Annotated in this window: 12 protein-coding genes; 8 read left to right on the top strand and 4 right to left on the bottom strand. The window is 65.9% G+C overall.

Annotated features, from left to right (window positions below):
- Positions 1 to 6: 6 nt before the first annotated feature.
- The gene (locus tag WJ542_RS15015) at positions 7 to 1,098 is read right to left on the bottom strand and encodes an aldose epimerase family protein (protein ID WP_411189998.1); all 1,092 of its coding nucleotides are present in this window, start codon (positions 1,096 to 1,098) and stop codon (positions 7 to 9) included.
- 30 nt (positions 1,099 to 1,128) lie between these two features.
- Positions 1,129 to 2,334: a XylR family transcriptional regulator gene (locus WJ542_RS15010; protein ID WP_411189997.1), complete on the bottom strand. Its 1,206-nt coding sequence runs from the start codon at positions 2,332 to 2,334 to the stop codon at positions 1,129 to 1,131.
- A 230-nt stretch (positions 2,335 to 2,564) separates the two neighbouring features.
- Between WJ542_RS15010 and xylA the strand changes: the two genes are divergently transcribed.
- The 8 genes from xylA (at position 2,565) to bamC (ending at position 15,142) form a co-directional block, all read left to right on the top strand.
- On the top strand, positions 2,565 to 3,887 hold the full coding sequence (gene xylA, locus WJ542_RS15005) for a xylose isomerase (protein WP_411189996.1): 1,323 nt from the start codon (positions 2,565 to 2,567) through the stop codon (positions 3,885 to 3,887).
- A 133-nt stretch (positions 3,888 to 4,020) separates the two neighbouring features.
- Complete coding sequence (xylB, locus tag WJ542_RS15000) at positions 4,021 to 5,511, top strand: xylulokinase (protein WP_411189995.1); 1,491 nt, start codon at positions 4,021 to 4,023, stop codon at positions 5,509 to 5,511.
- 180 nt (positions 5,512 to 5,691) lie between these two features.
- Positions 5,692 to 6,720, top strand: coding sequence for a D-xylose ABC transporter substrate-binding protein (gene xylF, locus WJ542_RS14995; RefSeq protein ID WP_027793450.1), 1,029 nt, complete (start codon positions 5,692 to 5,694; stop codon positions 6,718 to 6,720).
- Between the two features lie 87 nt (positions 6,721 to 6,807).
- On the top strand, positions 6,808 to 8,349 hold the full coding sequence (gene xylG, locus WJ542_RS14990; protein ID WP_411190576.1) for a D-xylose ABC transporter ATP-binding protein: 1,542 nt from the start codon (positions 6,808 to 6,810) through the stop codon (positions 8,347 to 8,349).
- The gene (locus WJ542_RS14985) at positions 8,346 to 9,545 is read left to right on the top strand and encodes a sugar ABC transporter permease (protein WP_411189994.1); all 1,200 of its coding nucleotides are present in this window, start codon (positions 8,346 to 8,348) and stop codon (positions 9,543 to 9,545) included. Before xylG ends, WJ542_RS14985 begins: the two co-directional genes overlap by 4 nt.
- Positions 9,546 to 9,992: 447 nt before the next feature.
- Positions 9,993 to 12,854 (top strand): ATP-dependent Clp protease ATP-binding subunit, encoded by a 2,862-nt coding sequence (locus tag WJ542_RS14980; protein ID WP_411189993.1) that lies wholly within the window; start codon positions 9,993 to 9,995, stop codon positions 12,852 to 12,854.
- Between the two features lie 64 nt (positions 12,855 to 12,918).
- On the top strand, positions 12,919 to 13,485 hold the full coding sequence (locus WJ542_RS14975; protein WP_411189992.1) for a hypothetical protein: 567 nt from the start codon (positions 12,919 to 12,921) through the stop codon (positions 13,483 to 13,485).
- A 367-nt stretch (positions 13,486 to 13,852) separates the two neighbouring features.
- The gene (gene bamC / locus WJ542_RS14970; protein ID WP_411189991.1) at positions 13,853 to 15,142 is read left to right on the top strand and encodes an NlpB/DapX family lipoprotein; all 1,290 of its coding nucleotides are present in this window, start codon (positions 13,853 to 13,855) and stop codon (positions 15,140 to 15,142) included.
- A gap of 107 nt (positions 15,143 to 15,249) precedes the next feature.
- Here the strand turns inward: bamC and WJ542_RS14965 are convergent, their stop codons facing one another.
- Together WJ542_RS14965 and thiC are read right to left on the bottom strand one after the other, a co-directional pair.
- Positions 15,250 to 16,848 (bottom strand): L-lactate permease, encoded by a 1,599-nt coding sequence (locus WJ542_RS14965; RefSeq protein WP_411189990.1) that lies wholly within the window; start codon positions 16,846 to 16,848, stop codon positions 15,250 to 15,252.
- A gap of 434 nt (positions 16,849 to 17,282) precedes the next feature.
- Complete coding sequence (gene thiC, locus WJ542_RS14960) at positions 17,283 to 19,214, bottom strand: phosphomethylpyrimidine synthase ThiC (RefSeq protein WP_411189989.1); 1,932 nt, start codon at positions 19,212 to 19,214, stop codon at positions 17,283 to 17,285.
- Positions 19,215 to 19,431: the final 217 nt, after the last annotated feature.

The following is a 19,431-nucleotide window of genomic DNA, read 5'->3' as shown; positions in this document are numbered from 1 at the left end:
GCTTCCTCAGCCCCGCACGCCCACGCGGTACTGCGTCACCTGGCGGTAGGTCGAGCCGGGGCGCAGCACCGCGGCCTCGTGCTCGGGCTCGCCCATGTTGATCTGGTTCGGAAAGCCGCCGGCTTCGAGGCATAGACCCGCGTGGCGTACGCAGGCGGTGCCGTGGCGGCCAGGCGTTCCCTCCAGGTGGTTTCCCGTGTAACACTGCAGCCCGCACTGGTCGGTCGCGACGAAAAGTTCGCGCCCGCTTGCGGGCTCGTAGACGCTCGCGACGGCGCGCAGCGCCGCTTCGCCCCCGGGCTTGCGCAGCCGGTAGCAATGATCGAAGCCGTCTGCCCGCGCGAGCTGCGCGTTTGGCCAGTCGAGCCGCGCCCCCAGCGGCGCGCCATGACGGAAGTCGAACGCGCTGCCCGAGACGTCCGCGATGCCGAGCGGAATCATCTGCGGATCGACTTCCAGGTAGGCGTCGGCGTCGATGGTGAGGACGTGGCCGCGGATATCGGAACCGGGTTCCCCCGAAAGATTGAAATACGGATGGCTCGTGAGATTGAGCGGCGTCGGCGCGTCGGTGAGCGCTTCGTAGTCGAGTGTCAGGGTGCCGTCGTCGTCGAGCGTATAGCGCACCTCCACGCTCACGTTGCCCGGAAATCCCGCGTCGCCCTCGGGCGAGTCGAGCCGTAGCGTGAGTGCTCCACGGTCGTCGACGACCTCCCAGATCGCCCGATGAAAACCTTGCGCTCCCCCGTGCAGCAGATTGCCGTTTTCGTTGCGGTCGAGCGCGTAGCCGACACCGTCGAGCGTGAAGTGCGCGCCGCCGATGCGGTTCGCCCAACGGCCGACCAGGCCGCCCATATAGGTGCTGGCCGTGTAGTAGGCGGCGGGTGTGTCGTGGCCGAGCAGGATATCGGCGAGGCGCCCGGCGCGGTCCGGCGCGAACCATGAAACGAGGGTCGCGCCCAGATCGCTGATCGTGACTTTCATGCCCTGCGCGTTGCGCAGCGTGTAGAGCCGGACGGGGTCGCCGCCGGGCAGGGTGCCCCAGGATTCGGAAGGCAGATGGGCGAGGCTGTTCATGAGGCGCGGTTCGGTTGAATTCATGGGTGGCCGGGGTCTGAGCGGGCGCGGGCGTCAGGCTCGGGGCGGCGCGGCAGGCGCGGGTGCGGCGCTGTCCTGGTACTCGCGCGGCGTGCAGCCCAGCTCGCGTTTGAAGACGGCATACATGTACTGCAGCGAGGTGAATCCGCAGCGGATGGCCACTTCGGCGCTCGACGCGTCGCGGCTCGCGAGCATGGCCTTCGCGGCGTCGAGCTTGTGGCGCAGGATTTCCTGATGCACGGTGCACTGGCGCTCGCGCCGGAAATACTCTTCCAGCGAGGAGCGCGAGATGCCGACATAGTCCGCCACCTGCTCGGTCTTGATGCCCTGGCACGCGTACTGGCGGATGAAGTGGCGCGCGCGCATGACGTGCGGGCTCGAGAGCGGCTCGTGCTTCGTCGATTCGAGCACGTTGATGCCGACCGGCGGCACCAGAATGCGCCGCCCGGGAAAGCGTGCGCCGCGCAGCATCTGATGCAGCAGGTGGGCGGCAGTCTTGCCCATTTCTCCCGTGCCCTGGATCACCGACGAAAGCGGAATACGCGTGAGCGTGCGCGTGAGCGGATCGTTGTCGATGCCGAGGATCGCGACCTGCTCGGGTACGGCGATACCGTGAATCAGGCAGGCCTGCAGCAGGTGGCGTGCCCGCGCGTCGGTCACGGCGATCACGCCGACGGGCTTCGGCAGGCTGTGCAGCCAGACGCTCAGTTGCTCGATGGCCTGGTTCCAGGAGGGGGCGCTCGTCGCGAGCCCGCGGTAGACGGGCGCATCGAGCCCCTCGTCGTGCGCGAGCTTCTGGAAGGCGAGCTCGCGCTGCTGGGCCCAGCGGTTTTCCTCGGCGGCGGGCAGGCTGTACATCGCGAGATGCGGCAACCCCGCGCCGATCAGATGGGTCCACGCGAGCGAGACGAGCTTGGCGTTGTCGGTGGCGATGTAGGGGACGTCGGGCGGGTACTGCGCGGCGTCCTCGAACGAGGAGCCCACCGCGACCACGGGCAGCCGGCAGCCCGCGAGGGCGTCGGCCACGGCGGGGTCGTCGAAGTCCGCGATGATGCCGTCGCCGTCGAAACGCTCGATGCCCACGAGGCGGCAGCGGAAATCCTCCTCCAGAAAGAGATCCCATGCCACGCGCGTGGAGCTCAGATATTGGCCGATCCCCGCGATGATCTCGCGGTCATAGACCTTGTTCGCGTTGAACAACAGTGCGATGCGGTGCGACGTCTGGGAAGGGCGGGTCATGGGGGCGCGGATGGCTGGCGGCGCGGGGCGTCTCGTCCGTTGTCTCGTGTTTTAGGCGTGCGGCTATTTTAGGCCGACATCGCGGCTGCCGTGCAGAGGGGAGGCGGGGCTGGCAGGAAACATTATCGGTATCCCGCAATTTCGCAATTGCCGCTCATCGCGCGCGGCGGGCAGTATGGCGTCACACAGCAAGGCGCGCATCGCTGCGCCGCAACATGACTGGAGACACCATGTCGTATTTCGAATCCATTCCCGCGCTCCGCTACGAGGGGCCGCAGTCCGACAACCCGCTCGCCTTCCATTACTACGACCGCACGAAAAAGGTGCTCGGCAAGACGATGGAAGAGCACCTGCGTATTGCGGTGTGCTACTGGCATACGTTCGTGTGGCCGGGCAACGACATCTTCGGGCAAGGCGCGTTCCACCGGCCGTGGCAGCAGCCCGGCGACGCCATGGAGCGCGCACGCCAGAAGGCCGACGCGGCTTTCGAATTCTTCTCGAAGCTCGGCACGCCGTTCTACACGTTCCATGACACCGACGTTGCGCCCGAAGGCAAGGACCTGAAGGACTACACAGAAAACTTCTCCCGCATGGTGGACTACCTCGGCGAGCGCCAGCAGGCGAGCGGCGTGAAGCTGCTGTGGGGCACGGCGAACCTCTTTTCGAATCCGCGCTACGCGGCGGGCGCGGCGACCAACCCGAATCCCGAGGTGTTCGCGTACGCGGCGACCCAGGTGTGCCACGCGCTCGACGCCACGCGCAAGCTGGGCGGCGAGAACTACGTGCTGTGGGGCGGCCGGGAAGGCTACGAGACGCTGCTCAACACCGACCTCGTGCGCGAGCGCGAGCAGTTCGCCCGCTTCCTTTCGATGGTCGTGGAGCACAAGCATCGCACCGGCTTTACGGGCATGCTGCTGATCGAGCCGAAGCCGCAGGAGCCCACCAAGCATCAGTACGACTACGACGTCGCGACGGTGCACGGTTTCCTCACGCAATACGGGCTGCAGAACGAAATCCGCGTGAACATCGAGGCCAACCACGCCACGCTCGCGGGTCATTCGTTCCACCACGAAATCGCCTCGGCGTATGCGCTCGGCGTGTTCGGCAGCGTCGACGCCAATCGCGGCGACCCGCAGAACGGCTGGGATACCGACCAGTTCCCGAACAGCGTGGAAGAACTCGCGCTCGCGTTCTACGAGATCCTGCGCCACGGCGGCTTCACGACCGGCGGCATGAACTTCGACGCGAAGGTGCGGCGCCAGAGCGTCGACCCCGAAGACCTGTTCTACGGCCACGCCGGTGCGATCGACGTGCTGGCGATCGCGCTCGAACGTGCCGCCGTGCTGGTCGAGAACGAACGCCTCGATCAGTTGCGCAAGCAACGTTATGCGGGCTGGGACACGGAGTTCGGCCGCAAGATCCTGGCCGGCGGCTATTCGCTGTCGTCGCTCGCCGCGGATGCCGTCGCGCACGGCGTGAATCCGCACCACGTGAGCGGCCAGCAGGAGCGGCTCGAAAACATCGTCAACCAGGCGATCTACGGGCAGCGCTGAGCCTCCGCACGCGCCGTGCCGCGAGGGCAGGGCGCGCGGGCGCATGTGCAGCACTTGAACGAACGCGCGCAAGCCGCTGCGAAAGCGGTACGCGCTGTCGACGCGCAGGTGCGCGACCAGGAAGGATGGAGACATGTTCATCGGAATCGACCTCGGCACGTCCGGCGTGAAAGCCGTGCTGCTGGATCGCGCGGGCGACGTGCTCGGCAGTGCGAGCGCGCCGCTCACGGCGAGCCGCCCGCAGCCGCGCTGGTCCGAGCAGGCGCCGCAGGATTGGTGGCAGGCCGCGCGCACGGCGCTGCGCGCGCTGATTGCCGAAGCGGCGGGCGCGGGTATCGAGGCCGCGCGTATTGAGGCTATCGGCCTCACGGGCCAGATGCACGGCGCCACGCTGCTCGATGCGAACGGCGAAGTGCTGCGGCCGGCCATTCTCTGGAACGATGGTCGTTCGGATGCCGAATGTATCGAGCTCGAACGCGCGGTTCCCGAACTGCATGCCGTGGCGGGTAATCTGGCGATGCCGGGCTTCACGGCGCCCAAGCTGCTGTGGGTGCGCAAGCACGAGCCCGAGGTGTTCGCGCGCGTCGCCCACGTGCTGCTCCCGAAAGACTATCTGCGCTATCTGCTGACGGGCGAGTTTGCCACCGACGCTTCGGACGCCGCGGGAACACTCTGGCTCGACATCGCGAAGCGCGACTATAGCGACGCTTTGCTTGCCGCCTGCGGGCTGACGCGCGAGCAGATGCCGCGCGTTTTCGAAGGCAACCAGATCACGGGTACGCTGCGCCCGGAACTGGCGCGCGAGTTCGGCCTGCGCGAAGTGCCGGTTGTGGCCGGCGGCGGCGATAACGCGGCGGGTGCGGTGGGCGTGGGCATCGTGCGCCCCGGCGACGCCATGCTCTCGCTCGGCACGTCCGGCGTGTATTTCGCCGTCTCGGACGGCTTTCGCGCCAATCCCGATTCCGCCGTGCACAGCTTCTGCCACGCACTGCCGCAAACCTGGCATCTGATGTCGGTGATGCTGAACGCGGCCAGTTGCCTCGACTTCACGGCCCAGTTGACGGGTTACGAGAGCGTGGCGGCCCTGCTCGCCGATGCCGAGGCGCATGCGAGCCCGCAGACCGATGCGCGCCGTCCGTGGTTCCTGCCGTATCTGAGCGGCGAGCGTACGCCGCACAACAACGTCAACGCCAAAGGCGTGTTCTACGGCATGACGCCGCAGACCACGCGTGCGGATCTCGCGAACGCGACGCTCGAAGGCGTGGGCTTTGCGCTGCTCGACGGCATGGATGCGCTGCATGCGGCGGGTCTCGTGCCGGACTCGATCACCGTGATCGGCGGAGGCTCGCGCAGCGCGTGGTGGACGCAGATGCTCGCCGATATCAGCGGACGCGCGCTCACGCTGCGTGCGGGCGGAGAAGTTGGGCCCGCGCTGGGTGCGGCGCGCCTCGCGCACCTCGCGCTCGAACCGGACGCCGCGCTCGCTGATGTCTGTCCGCAGCCGCCCGTGATTGCCGTGCGCGAGCCCGACACCGCTCGCCACGCGTGGTATCGCGAGGCGCGCCGTCCCACCTTCGGCGCGCTCTATCGCGCGCTCGAACCCGTTTTTGCAACCGGCGCCTGATTCATCCGGCGCCGGTGACGCAAAAAGAACGCGCGGCCAAAGCAGCCGCGCATGCCTGGCAGTCCTGTGGTCATGCCGAAGCGCCGCATTGTGCCGGCGCGTGTGCGTCCAACCACCATAGCCGTGCCATTTCCGCGCATCGCGTGGGGATGGCCTTCGACCATCAAGAGGAGTGGAGACATGAAATTCGCAAAACGCCGTTCGGTTCTGGGTTCGCTGGTATGCGGGGCCGTGCTCGCGAGCCTGTCGCTCGCGGCGCCGCTTGCGCACGCAAGCAAGGATCATCCGGAGATCGGCTTCTGTATCGATGACTTGCGCGTCGAGCGCTGGTCGCGCGATCGCGATTACTTCGTCGCGGCCGCGGAGAAGATGGGCGCCAAGGTGTCGGTGCAGTCGGCCGACGCCAGCGAGGAACGCCAGATCTCGCAGATCGAAAACCTGATCTCGCGCGGCGTCGACGTGATCGTGATCGTGCCGTTCAACTCGAAGACGCTCGGCAACGTGGTGGCCGAGGCGAAGAAGGCGGGTATCAAGGTCATCTCGTACGACCGCCTGATTCTCGATGCCGACATCGACGCCTACATTTCATTTGACAATGAAAAGGTAGGAGAACTACAGGCTCAGGGCGTCTATAACGTGAAGCCGAAGGGCAACTACTTCCTGCTGGGCGGCGCGCCGACCGACAACAACGCGAAGATGCTGCGCGCAGGCCAGTTGAAGGTGCTCCAGCCCGCCATCGACCGCGGCGACATCAAGGTGGTCGGCCAGCAGTGGGTGCCCGAGTGGAGCGCTTCGACGGCGCTGAGCATCATGGAAGACGCGCTCACGGCGAACAACAACAAGATCGACGCGGTCGTGGCCTCGAACGACGGCACGGCGGGCGGCGCGATCCAGGCGCTTGCCGCGCAGCATCTCGCGGGCAAGGTGCCGGTGTCGGGCCAGGACGCCGATCTCGCCGCCGTTCGCCGCGTGATCGCCGGCACGCAGACGATGACGGTCTACAAGCCGCTCAAGCTGATCGCGGGCGAAGCCGCGAAGCTGGCCGTCGAACTCGCGAAGGGCGAGCAGCCCGCGTACAACGCCCAGTACGACAACGGCAAGAAGAAGGTCGATACGGTCCTGCTGCAGCCGACGCTGCTCACGAAGAGCAACGTCGACATCGTGGTCAAGGACGGCTTCTATACGCAGCAACAACTGGCCAGCCAGTAACGGCAGCCGGCCCGCGCGCATGCGCCGCCATGGCGGCGGCATGTGCGCGGGCCTTAGCAGCGAGGCGTAAACCGTATGACCGAACCATTGCTGACGATGCGCGGCATCGTCAAGTCCTTTGCGGGTGTGAAGGCGCTCGACGGCATCGATCTCACCGTGCGGCCCGGCGAGTGCGTGGGCCTGTGCGGCGAGAACGGCGCCGGCAAGTCGACGCTCATGAAGGTGCTCTCCGGCGTGTATCCGCACGGCACCTGGGATGGCGAGATCCGCTGGGAAGGAGAGCCGCTCAAGGCGGCGAGCGTGCGCGACACGGAACGCGCGGGCATCGTCATCATCCATCAGGAGCTGATGCTCGTGCCGGAGCTTTCCGTTGCCGAGAACATCTTCCTCGGCAACGAGATCACCCTGCCGGGCGGCCGCATGAATTACGCGGCGATGTACCGGCGCGCGGACGAACTGCTGCGCGAGCTGAAGATCGACGCCATCAACGTGGCGCAGCCCGTGATGAACTACGGCGGCGGACATCAGCAGCTCATCGAGATCGCCAAGGCGCTCAACAAGCGCGCGAAGCTGCTGATTCTCGACGAGCCTTCGTCGTCGCTCACCGCCGCCGAAACGAAAATCCTGCTCGACATCGTGCGCGACCTCAAGCGGCGCGGTGTGGCCTGCGTGTACATCTCGCACAAGCTCGACGAAGTCGAGGCCGTATGCGATACCGTCACGGTGATACGCGACGGCCGGCACGTGGCCACCGAGCCGATGGCGACGATGACCACGGACCGCATCATCTCCATGATGGTGGGCCGCGAGATCCGCAACCTCTTTCCGCGCGAGCCGCACGATATCGGCGAAGTGGTGTTCGAGGCGCGCAACGTCACCTGCTACGACGTGACGAACCCGCGCCGCAAGCGCGTGGACGACGTGTCGTTCACGGTGCGGCGCGGAGAGATTCTCGGCGTGGCCGGGCTCGTGGGCGCGGGGCGCACGGAGACGATGCAGGCCATCTTCGGCTCGTACGCGGGCGCCTGTTCGGCGACGGTGCTGCTCGAAGGCAAGGCGCTGAAGATCCGCTCGCCGCTCGAAGCGATTCGTTCCGGCATCGCCATGGTGCCCGAGGACCGCAAGCGCCACGGCATCGTCCCGCAGCTCGGCGTGGGCCACAACATCACGCTTTCGGTGCTGGAACGCTATACGAAGGGCGGGCGCATCGATACGGCGGCCGAGCTCGACACGATCCGCACGGAGATGCAGCGTCTTTCCGTGCGCGCGGCGAATCCCATGCTCTCGATCGCGAGCCTTTCGGGCGGGAACCAGCAGAAGGCCGTGCTCACGAAGATGCTGCTCACGAATCCCAAGGTGCTGATTCTCGACGAGCCCACGCGCGGCGTGGACGTGGGCGCGAAGTACGAGATTTACAAGCTCATGTTCGAGCTGGCGAAGCGCGGCGTTGCCATCGTCATGGTGTCGTCGGAGCTGCCCGAGGTGCTGGGGGTCAGCGATCGCGTGCTGGTGATCGGCGAGGGCGAGTTGCGCGGCGACTTCGTCAACGAGGGCCTGACACAGGAACACATACTGGGCGCGGCGATCCAGAGCGCGCGCCCGCCATCCAACCGAGCGAGTGCAGCATGACCCCCGACGTCACTTCCCAACCTGCGCGCGAAGGCGCGCCACACGGCGGCAGCGGCTTCGCCCTGCGTTTCCAGCAACTGTTCGCGCGCTACAAGATCCTCGCGCTGCTCATCGCCGTGGCGGCGATCTGGGCATTTTTCTCGGTGCTCACGCATGGCGCGTTCGTCACGCCGCGCAACGTCTCGAACCTGCTGCGGCAGATGTCCGTCACCGGCATGCTCGCGTGCGGCATGGTGTTCGTGATCATCGCGGGCGAGATCGATCTGTCGGTAGGCTCGTTACTGGGCCTGCTGGGCGGCGTGGGCGCCATCCTCGACGCCAATCACAACTGGCCGATCGTGGCGACCGTCCCGGCCGTGCTCGCGCTCGGCGTGCTGGTCGGGCTGTTCAACGGCTGGTGGTCCACCTATCGGCGCGTGCCGTCGTTCATCGTGGGGCTGGGCGGCATGCTCGCGTATCGCGGCATCCTGCTGGGCATCACGGGCGGTTCGACGATTGCGCCGGTCTCCGACAACTTCGTATTCATCGGCCAGGGCTATCTGCCGCGTCTCGCGGGCGACGTGCTCGCACTCGTGCTGTTCCTGCTGCTGGCGCTCCTCACGGTGCGCCAGCGCGCGAACCGGCGGCGCTATCAACTGCCGGTCGTGCCGGTCTGGCAGGACGGCGTGAAGATCGCGGGCGCCGGCGCAATCGTGCTGGCGTTCGTCGTGACGCTCGACAGCTACGGCGGCATTCCCGTGCCCGTGCTGCTGCTGCTCGCGATGCTCGGCATCTTCACGTGGATCGCGACGCAGACCGTGTTCGGCCGCCGCATCTACGCCGTGGGCTCGAATCTCGAAGCCACGCGTCTTTCGGGCGTCAACACGAACCGTGTGAAGCTCGCGATCTTCGCGCTCATGGGGCTCATGTGCGCATTCGCCGGTATCGTCAACACGGCGCGTCTCGCGGCGGGTTCGCCTTCCGCGGGAACGATGGGCGAGCTCGACGCGATCGCGGCGTGCTTCATCGGCGGCACCTCGATGCGCGGCGGCTCCGGCACGGTCTATGGCGCGCTGATCGGCGCGCTCGTGATGGCGAGCCTCGACAACGGCATGTCGATGCTCGACGTCGATGCTTACTGGCAGATGATCGTGAAGGGCGGCATTCTCGTGCTAGCCGTGTGGATCGATGTGGTCTCGGGATCGAACCGGCGTTGATCGCACGATTGCAAACCTGTTACCCATGAGGTATCGGCAGACGGGATTTTCCTTGTCTTGCGCAGGGTCCGCGTTGTAGCGCGTCAGTGGTCTGGTGGCGCAGCGGGTCTGCCGTTGTTCTCCTCGCGTGCACCTGAACGCACGCTATTCGGCGGGACGTCTGTCCCGCCTTTTTTCTTTTGTGCGATCCGTCTGCGATTCGTGTGCAAAAAGGGGCGTTGCACGTAGCGCGCGTGCCATGCCGATTCCTGCCAGAATATTTTCGACCTGTGCTGCCCGGTTCCTGCGCACGCGCGCGATCCCGCCGCCGGCACGGGGCTCGTCCGCCGCAGCGTCGCGCTCCCTCGCGCGCCGCCTGCCGCTTCGTCACTTTTCCGGCGCACCGCTGCGTTGCGCCGAGCCGCATGGCCGCGCGCCGTGCGGCGCCGAACTGGAGACAAGTCGACCATGCCAGCCCTATGTGAAATCTGCAATGCCCGGCCCGCCGTCGCGCGCGTGACTGTCGTGCAGGACGGTCAGCGCAAGTCGCTATCGATCTGCGACTACGACTACCGGCAATTGATGCGCCATCAAAGCATGCTCAATCCGTTCGATTCGCTGCTGGGCGGCGGCGGGCTGTCGCGCTTCTTCGGCGGACCCGGTGGCGAAGGCGACCACGACGACGAGGGGCCGGGCCTCGCGGCCGAAGTGCCGCGCGAGTCCGTGGACGCCACCGACGCCTTCAGCGAACAAACGATGGAACTGCTGCAGCGCGCGGCCGAAAAAGCCCACGAGCTGCACCGCAACGAGCTCGATACGGAGCACGTGCTCTACGTGCTGGCCGACACGGACGTCTGCACCGCACTCCTGAAAGAGCTGAAGCTCTCGCCCCAGGACATCAGGAACTATATCGACGAGCACGCGAGACAAGGCACCGCCGGCGACGACGAAGCCCTCGACAGGATGACCGTCTCGCCGCGCCTGAAAAAGGCGTTCCAGTACGCGTTCCAGGCCTCGCGCGATCTCGGCCACTCGTACGTCGGGCCCGAGCATCTGCTCATCGGTCTCGCGGCCGTGCCCGACAGTATCGCGGGCGCGCTGCTGAAGAAGTACGGCGTGACGCCCGAGGCGCTGCGCCAGAAAGTCGTGAAAGTGGTGGGCAAGGGCGCGGAAGACGGCCGTGTGGATACGCCCACCGGTACGCCGAACCTCGACAAGTTCGGGCGCGATCTCACCGCCATGGCGCGCCAGGGCAAGCTCGACCCCGTGCTCGGCCGCGCGCAGGAGATCGAGAACACGATCGAAGTGCTCGCGCGCCGCAAGAAGAACAACCCGGTGCTGATCGGCGAGCCGGGCGTGGGCAAGACCGCTATCGTCGAAGGGCTCGCGCAGCGCATCGTCAACGGCGACGTGCCGGAAGTGCTGCGCGGCAAGCGCCTCGTCGAGGTCAACATCAACTCGATGGTCGCGGGCGCGAAGTATCGCGGCGAATTCGAAGAGCGCGCGAAGCAGCTCATCGACGAGGTGACGGCAAAGAACGACGAGCTGATCCTCTTCATCGACGAACTGCACACGATCGTGGGCGCCGGGCAGGGCGGCGGCGAAGGCGGCCTCGACATCGCGAACGTGCTCAAGCCCGCGCTCGCCCGCGGCGAGCTGAGCCTGATCGGCGCCACGACGCTCAACGAATACCAGAAGTACATCGAAAAGGACGCCGCGCTCGAACGGCGCTTCCAGCTCGTGCTCGTGCCGGAGCCCACGGTCGAGCAGACCATCGTGATCCTGCGCGGCCTGCGCGACAAACTGGAGGCCCACCACCAGGTGACCTTCGCCGATGACGCGTTCGTGGCCGCCGCCGAGCTTTCGGACCGCTACATCACCTCGCGCTTCCTGCCCGACAAGGCCATCGACCTGATCGACCAGGCGGCGGCGCGCGTGCGCATCAGCGCCACGTCGCGGCCCGCGGACATTCAGGAGCTCGAAGCGGAGATCGCGCAGCTCAGGCGCGAGCAGGACTACGCGGCCTCGCGCAAGCGTTACGACGCGGCGAAGGGCTTCGAGGAACGCATCGGCGAGAAGCAGAAGCAGCTCGACGGGCAGATGGAAGCGTGGCAGCGCAAGACCGGCTCCGAGACGCTGGAAGTGACGGTGGCCTCGATTGCCGATGTGGTTTCGCGCCTCACGGGCATACCGGTGGCGGACCTTACGCAGGAAGAGCGCCAGAAGCTGTTGAAGATGGAGGACAAGCTGCGCGAGCGTGTGGTGGGCCAGGCCGATGCGGTGGTCGCGGTGAGCGACGCCGTACGCCTCTCGCGCGCGGGTCTCGGCCAGGAGCACCGGCCGATCGCGACGTTCCTGTTCCTCGGGCCGACGGGGGTGGGCAAGACCGAGCTCGCGAAAGCGCTGGCGGAAAGCGTGTTCGGCGACGAGCAGGCCATCATCCGCATCGACATGAGCGAGTACATGGAGCGCCACGCGGTCGCGCGCCTCATTGGCGCGCCGCCGGGCTACGTGGGCTACGACGAGGGCGGGCAGTTGACCGAGCGCGTGCGGCGCCGTCCCTATAGCGTGATCCTGCTCGACGAGATCGAGAAGGCGCACCCGGACGTCTACAACGTGCTGCTGCAGGTATTCGACGACGGGCGGCTGACCGACGGCAAGGGCCGCGTGGTGGACTTCAGCAACACGATCATCATCGCCACGAGCAACCTGGGCGCTTCGATCATCATGGAGAACCTGGAGCAGCCCGAAGCGAAGCGCAAGAGCGAGAAGGTCGTGCGCGAGGAACTCATGAAGGTGCTCAAGGGGCACTTCCGTCCCGAGTTCCTGAACCGCATCGACGAGATCATCGTGTTCCATGCGCTCTCGAAGGAGAACATCCGCTCGATCGTGCGGATCCAGCTGGACCGGGTGGTGCGCACGGCGGCGGCGCAGGACATCACGCTGAAGATGAGCGAGGCGCTCGTCGATCATCTGGTGGAGGTGGGCTATCAGCCCGAGTTCGGCGCGCGGGAACTGAAGCGGCAGATCCGGCAACAGGTGGAAACGCGGCTGGCGAAGGAGATACTCGGCGATGCGCTGCAGTCGGGCGACACCGTCGAGATCGGCTACGACAAGGAGAACGACGAGACCACGTTCAACAAGCTCGCCGTGCCGGCCGACGTGAAGGAGGGCAAACCCGCCAAAAAGGCGCGGGACGGCGCCGCCGATCCGGTACCGGACGGCAAGGCGATTGCCGCGGATATCGCCGCCGACGACGTGACGGCCGAACCGCCTCCGCCGTCGAAGAAAAAGAACGGCAAGGGCGCGGGCAAGTCGAAGTCCGTCTGATCGGGCGCTGCGGGGTGCTGTGGCCCTTCGGCTACAATTGCGGCTGCCTGAATACGGAATCGCGATGAACAAACGGAAAGCTTGCTTCGTCGGCCTTGCGGCCGTTGCCACCCTGCTGGCGGGATGCGTCGCGCAATACCGCAACCCCAGCACGTGCGAAGACGAGATGCGGCACCGGCTCGCGGAAACGTCGCTGGGCAAGCTTTCCGTGACGGATAGCGCGGTCGCTTATCGCGGCCAGCGCGTGGTGGTCGAAGGGCACCTCGACAAAGCGCTGAAGCCGGCGGTCGCGGCATTGGGGGCATCGGGGGCTTCCGCAGTTGAAGCGGCGTCGGGCTCATCGGCGGTATCGGTTGCGTCCGCGGCATCCGCAGCTTCGGGATCGCAGGCCGCCGCGGCAAGCGGGGCGGTGGTGGCCGCCGCGGCGTCGGGTGCTTCGGCTGTCAAGGTCGAGCCCAAGCCCGGCACGCCGGTCGCCGCGCTTGCCCAGAAGCTGGGCATCAAGAAGCCTGTGCACACACCCGCCGCCGCCGAGTGCCTCTTCAACGAATCCGGTCTTGCTTCCTTCCGCTGGCTTGCTCCCCCCGAGCTCGCCAAAACGACCCCCGACCCGCACGCCTCCGACGACTGACATCGCCCGCGCAGCAATCCGGTGGTTTGTTTTGAGATGTGCGCCGAAGCTAGCGCTGGTTTCTGCCGTGCAAGAGCGGCATTCTCTGCATGTCGGCCCGCGTAACGCTGGGTGACGCCGGGTGGTGGCGCCCCTTCTCTTTAATGCTTTGAAATAAAAAGAAAAAATCTCCGTGAAAGGGGGGCTGAGGTGTTTTTTAAATGTTGAGAAACGTTAGAATACCGAGCTTCGCCTCCCTCGGAGGCGTTCGACAGACCTGGCAATGCCGCGCCGCACGGCGGTTTTTGCACAGGGTGCCTCTCGCCCGGTAAAATGGCTGGTTGATCCACGGAAACTGGCCGTGGCGTAGCCGAAGGATTACCCGAACATGAGTGATTTTCATCAACGTCTTGCCATCCGCGCCGTCGCGCTCCTGATGGCGGGCGGGCTGGTCGCCGGCTGCAGCACGCCGTCGCCGACCAAGATCGATTACCGCAGTGACCAAAAGGCGAAGGAGTCGTCGCTCGCCGTGCCGCCGAACTTGCTCGACGAAACCCCCGACCAGCGCTCGACGGCTCCGCAGGGCGGCGAGACTTCGCTCTCCACGCTCAAGCAGGTCCAGACCGACGCGCCGCCGTCGGACGTAAACCAGGTGCTGCCGCAGGTGCCCGGCATGCATATCCAGCGTGACGGCACGGAAAGCTGGCTCGTCATCGACGACAAGACGCCCGACCAGGTCTGGGCCCAGGTGCGCCGCTTCTGGCAGGAGCAGGGCTTCCTGCTGGTGGTCGACCAGCGCGACAAGGGTCTGATGGAAACCGACTGGAACGAGACGCGTCCGAAGATCTCGGACGGCATCATCCGCAACTCGCTCACGTGGGCCATGGGCAACTCGTACGTCGGCGCGGAACGCAACAAGTACCGCACGCGTCTCGAAACGTCGCCGACCGGCGGCACTTATATCTTCGTCAGCCAGAAGGGCCTCGCCGAAGAAGTGTCGGGCACCAACGACGAGAGCAGCAAGTGGGTGCCGAAGCCCAACGACCCCGCGCTCGAAACCGAGTATCTGAAGCGCCTCATGTTGTCGCTCTCGCGCGCGAAGCCGGGCGTGCCCGACGTGCAGATTGCCGACGCGGCGGATGCGCAGGTCAAGAGCAAGGCGGCTGGCGCGGTCGGTTCGAATTCGAGCGGTCCGGATGCGGCCGCGGCCGCCGTCGCCGCGCAGAACGTGGCGGCAGCGGGCCAGCAGACGGGCGCCGGTCAGCAGCCGGGGCAGCCGGGGCAGCCGGGGCAGCCGGGCAAGGGTCAGCCGTCGGCTGAGACGGGCGGCCACTACACGTCCACCGAGCTCACGCTCGGCGAGTCGTACGACAGCGCCTGGCTGCGCGTGGGCCATGCACTCGACCGCGCGAACTTCACGGTGGACGACAGCGACCGTGGGAAGGGCATCTACTACATTCGCTACGTCGATCCGAAGGACATGACGTCCGACGAGCAGGGCTTCTGGAACCAGGTGTTCCATGGCCGCAAGGAGAAGGAAGCGAAGCAGTACATGCTGAACGTGCGCGCCGTGACCGAGAACCAGACGCGTATCGCCGTCGTCGACGACAAAGGTCAGGTCGATACGTCGCGCCCCGCTCAGGAGATCATGGGCCTAGTCGTCTCGGAACTGCAGTAAAGAAAGGTTCGGGTTCGATCCCCGGCTGAAGCAAGCCCGCCTGCGCGACGTGCGCGCAGGCGGGCTTTTTTACGTCCTCTGCAATGGCCTCGCGGCCGGCCCCGTGCTCAGTGCGGGATCATCCACGTGAACACGTTCTGCTGGAGCCAGACGAGAATGCCGAGCAGCACCGTCAACAGGATCGAGTGCTTGAACGTGCGGGCGAACACGTGGCCTTCCTTGCCTTTGAGTTCGGTCGTGGCGACGCCCGTCGAGATGTTCTGCGGCGAGATCATCTTGCCCATCACGCCGCCCGACGAGTTGGTCGCGGCCATCAGCACGGGATTCAGGTTGAGCTGATGCGCGGCGACCACCTGGAGGTTGCCGAAGAGCGCATTGCCCGAGGTGTCGCTGCCCGAGAGGAACACGGCCACCCAGCCGAGGAACGCCGAGACGAGCGGGAAGAACGCGCCTACCGAAGCGGCGCCGAGACCGAGCGTATAAGTGAGCCCCGAGTAGTTCATCAGATAGGCGAGTCCGACGATGGCGGCGACGGTCAGGATGGCGATGCGCGTCTGCACCCAGGTATCGACGATCGCGCCGCCGAAATCGGCGGGCTTGAGGCGCACGACGAGGGCCGTGATGATCGCCGCCACGAGGATTGCCGTGCCGGTGGCGAGCGGCTGGAAGTCCCAGACCGCGCCGTAAGGCACCTTGTAGAGCGTGATGTACACCGCCTTGTCGAGGCCGGGCCAGGGGAGCTTCACGTCGCCGATCGCGAAGACCTTCGCGATGGTCCAGAGGATCACGACCACCGATACGATCAGCCACGGATACCAGCCTTGCACGCCCGGCACGTTGCCGCGCACTTCCTTGGCGCGGTCGACGCGGATCTCGAACTGCGGATCGGGCGCCGGCTTCCACACGCGCAGGAACGCAATTGTGACGATCAGCGAGACAAGCGACGAGAGCACGTCGGTCAGGCTGTAGTTGACGTAGTTCGAGGTCACGAACTGCGTGAGGGAGAAGCTGCCGCCGGCTACGAGCAGCACCGGCCAGATGCGCAGCATGCCGCCCACGCCCGCATAGATGGCGATCACGTAGAACGGCAGCGCGAGCGCGAAGAACGGCAACTGGCGGCCCACCATCTGTCCGAGCACGTCGGCGGGGAGGTGCGTGACCGCGCCGAGCACGGTGATCGGCACGCCGAGCGCGCCGAAAGCCACGGGCGCCGTGTTGAAGATCAGCGTGAAGGTGAGCGCTTCGAGGGTCGGGAAGCCGAGCATGATGAGGAGCGAGCTCGTGATCGCGACGGGCGTGCCGAATCCGGAGATGCCTTCGAACAGCGCCCCGAACGAGAAGCCGATCACCACGAGCACGATGCGCCGGTCGTTGGGCAGGTTGTCGAGCATCCACATGCGAAAGGCGGCAAAGCGCCCCGAGCGCAAGGCGATGTTGTAGAGCAGGATCGCCGCGACGACGATCCACATGACCGGCCACAGCGCGAACACGATACCGGCGGCGACGGAGTCGAAGGCGAGGCCGGCCGGGAATTGCCAGCCGAAGATGGCGACCACGAGCCCGACCACGAGTCCGGCGAGCGAGGCCTGCCACGCCGGGCGCCGTGCCCAGCCCAGCAGGACGAGCACGGTGACGATGGGCAGTGCGGCGACGATGAACGAAGGCAGTAGCGAATTACCGATGGGAGTCAACAGCTGGTGAAACATGGCGTCTCCTTTGTGCTGTCTGGAATCGGCGCAATCGATGCGGCTCATTGCGCCGGGGCGCTTGCGAAGGTGGGCGTGAACATTAAGTAAGGCGGTGTTTCAATCCCCGATGCCCACGTCGAGCATAGAAAATGCAGGTAGGGTGTCAAGCAGGGAAAGTACGGTCCGGCATGAAATGGCGCGTGTTGCGCTGCCGTAAGCGCAGGGTGGGGGCGTGCGATGGGCGGGTCCAAATGAAACGCGGCGCATCCCGTGACCGGGTATGCGCCGCGTTGCCTCTCTGATTGCCGTTACTGCCTGTCGTTATGGGGGTCCGGCACAAACCGCCGCGCCGATAACCCCATCGTATCGGCCGATTCCGTATCTGGTTGTTCGCGTTTGTCAGCGAGCCGTTGGAATCGTAAGAGAGTGTTTCCAGTCTCGCGCGAGGCGCGTTACTGGCGCTGGTAGATCTCGCCGCCTTGCTTGATGAACTCGACGGCCTTCACTTCCATGCCCTTCTTCAGTGCTTCGTCGTCGCTCATACCCTGCTTCGCCGCGAAGTCGCGCACGTCCTGCGTGATCTTCATCGAGCAGAAGTGCGGGCCGCACATCGAGCAGAAGTGCGCGACCTTGGCCGAGTCCTTGGGCAGCGTCTCGTCATGGAATTCGCGCGCCTTGTCGGGGTCGAGGCCGAGGTTGAACTGGTCTTCCCAGCGGAACTCGAAGCGCGCTTTCGAAAGGGCGTTGTCGCGCACCTGCGCGCCCGGATGACCCTTGGCGAGGTCGGCCGCGTGTGCCGCGAGCTTGTACGTGATGATGCCTTCCTTCACGTCGTCCTTGTTCGGCAGACCCAGGTGTTCCTTCGGCGTGACGTAGCAGAGCATGGCCGTGCCGAACCAGCCGATCATCGCCGCGCCGATGCCCGAGGTGATGTGGTCGTAGCCCGGCGCGATGTCGGTGGTGAGCGGCCCGAGCGTGTAGAAAGGCGCTTCCTTGCACCAGTCGAGCTGGAGATCCATATTCTCCTTGATGAGCTGCATCGGCACGTGGCCCGGACCTTCGATCATCACCTGGACGTCATGCTTCCACGCGATCTGCGTGAGCTCGCCGAGCGTCTTCAGTTCGCCGAGCTGCGCTTCGTCGTTCGCGTCGTAGATCGAGCCGGGACGCAGGCCGTCGCCGAGCGAGAAGCTCACGTCGTAGGCCTTCATGATTTCGCAGATCTCTTCGAAGTGCTCGTAAAGGAAGGACTCCTTGTGATGGGCGAGGCACCACTTGGCCATGATCGAACCGCCGCGCGAGACGATGCCCGTCATGCGATTGGCCGTGAGCGGCACGTACTGCAGGCGCACGCCCGCGTGGATCGTGAAGTAGTCCACACCTTGCTCGGCTTGCTCGATGAGCGTGTCGCGGAAGATGTCCCACGTGAGATCTTCTGCCTTGCCGTTGACCTTTTCGAGCGCCTGGTAGATCGGCACCGTGCCGATGGGCACCGGCGAGTTGCGGATGATCCACTCGCGCGTTTCGTGAATGTGCTTGCCCGTGGAGAGATCCATCACCGTGTCGCCGCCCCAGCGGATCGCCCACGTCATCTTGTCCACTTCCTCGCCGATCGACGAGGTCACGGCCGAATTGCCGATGTTCGCGTTGATTTTTACGAGGAAGTTGCGGCCGATGATCATCGGCTCGCTTTCCGGGTGGTTGATGTTCGCGGGGATGATCGCGCGGCCGCGCGCGATTTCCTCGCGCACGAATTCGGGCGTGATCGCCTGGAGCGCGTCGGCGCCGAAGGCCGCGGCGCCGAACGCCTGGCCCGCGTGCTGGCGGCCCATCATCGCGGCGAGCTTCGCGCCGTTCGGGCCGCTCGCCTTGAGGCTCTCCAGGTACTCGGCACGGCGCTGGTTTTCGCGGATCGCGATGAATTCCATCTCGGGCGTCACGATGCCCTGACGCGCGTAGTGCATCTGCGTCACGTTCTTGCCGGCCTGCGCGCGGCGCGGCGTGCGGTGCAGGCCAGGAAAGCGCAGTTCGGCCGTGGCCGGGTCGGCCGCGCGCTCGAGGCCGTATTGCGACGAGAGGCCGGGCAACGATTCGGTGTCGCCGCGCGCTTCGATCCAGCGCTGACGCAGTGCGGGCAGGCCCGCGCGAATGTCGATCTTCGCTTCGGGATCGGTGTAGGGGCCCGAAGTGTCGTAGACGTAGATCGGCGGATTTTTCTCGCCGCCGAAGCCCGTGGGTGTGTCCGACTGCGTGATCTCGCGCATCGGCACGCGAATGTCCGGCTGCGAGCCGGTCACGTAGATCTTGCGGGAATTGGGCAGCGGCGCGACCGCGGCTTCGTCGACGTGCGCGTTGGCGGAAACGAACTTCGGGTTCGCGTTCATGTATCTCTCTCTAAAGCAATATGGGAACAGCAGCTTCGCAGGAGACGAGACGGAACGTGGACGGACTTCGCTGGGATGAGGTGGATAGCGATGCTGCGAAGTCCGGACGCTTCCCTGCGCTGGCATTATCCAGATCAGGTTCAAAGGGTATTTCTCACCCGCGCAATACGCCGCTCGACTTTCGTTCAGACTCGTTCGAAGCGACGCATGACGCAGG

Source organism: Paraburkholderia yinzeri (genome assembly GCF_046581065.1).
Classification (GTDB): Bacteria; Pseudomonadota; Gammaproteobacteria; order Burkholderiales; family Burkholderiaceae; genus Paraburkholderia.
This window is presented reverse-complemented; position numbering and strand designations above follow the sequence as displayed.

What these genes read in the sequence shown, in the direction of transcription:
- WJ542_RS15015 (WP_411189998.1), bottom strand. Translation starts at nt 1,098, where the DNA reads ATGAATTCAACCGAACCGCGCCTCATGAACAGCCTCGCCCATCTGCCT.
- WJ542_RS15010 (WP_411189997.1), bottom strand. Translation starts at nt 2,334, where the DNA reads ATGACCCGCCCTTCCCAGACGTCGCACCGCATCGCACTGTTGTTCAAC.
- xylA (WP_411189996.1), top strand. Translation starts at nt 2,565, where the DNA reads ATGTCGTATTTCGAATCCATTCCCGCGCTCCGCTACGAGGGGCCGCAG.
- xylB (WP_411189995.1), top strand. Translation starts at nt 4,021, where the DNA reads ATGTTCATCGGAATCGACCTCGGCACGTCCGGCGTGAAAGCCGTGCTG.
- xylF (WP_027793450.1), top strand. Translation starts at nt 5,692, where the DNA reads ATGAAATTCGCAAAACGCCGTTCGGTTCTGGGTTCGCTGGTATGCGGG.
- WJ542_RS14985 (WP_411189994.1), top strand. Translation starts at nt 8,346, where the DNA reads ATGACCCCCGACGTCACTTCCCAACCTGCGCGCGAAGGCGCGCCACAC.
- WJ542_RS14980 (WP_411189993.1), top strand. Translation starts at nt 9,993, where the DNA reads ATGCCAGCCCTATGTGAAATCTGCAATGCCCGGCCCGCCGTCGCGCGC.
- WJ542_RS14975 (WP_411189992.1), top strand. Translation starts at nt 12,919, where the DNA reads ATGAACAAACGGAAAGCTTGCTTCGTCGGCCTTGCGGCCGTTGCCACC.
- bamC (WP_411189991.1), top strand. Translation starts at nt 13,853, where the DNA reads ATGAGTGATTTTCATCAACGTCTTGCCATCCGCGCCGTCGCGCTCCTG.
- WJ542_RS14965 (WP_411189990.1), bottom strand. Translation starts at nt 16,848, where the DNA reads ATGTTTCACCAGCTGTTGACTCCCATCGGTAATTCGCTACTGCCTTCG.
- thiC (WP_411189989.1), bottom strand. Translation starts at nt 19,214, where the DNA reads ATGAACGCGAACCCGAAGTTCGTTTCCGCCAACGCGCACGTCGACGAA.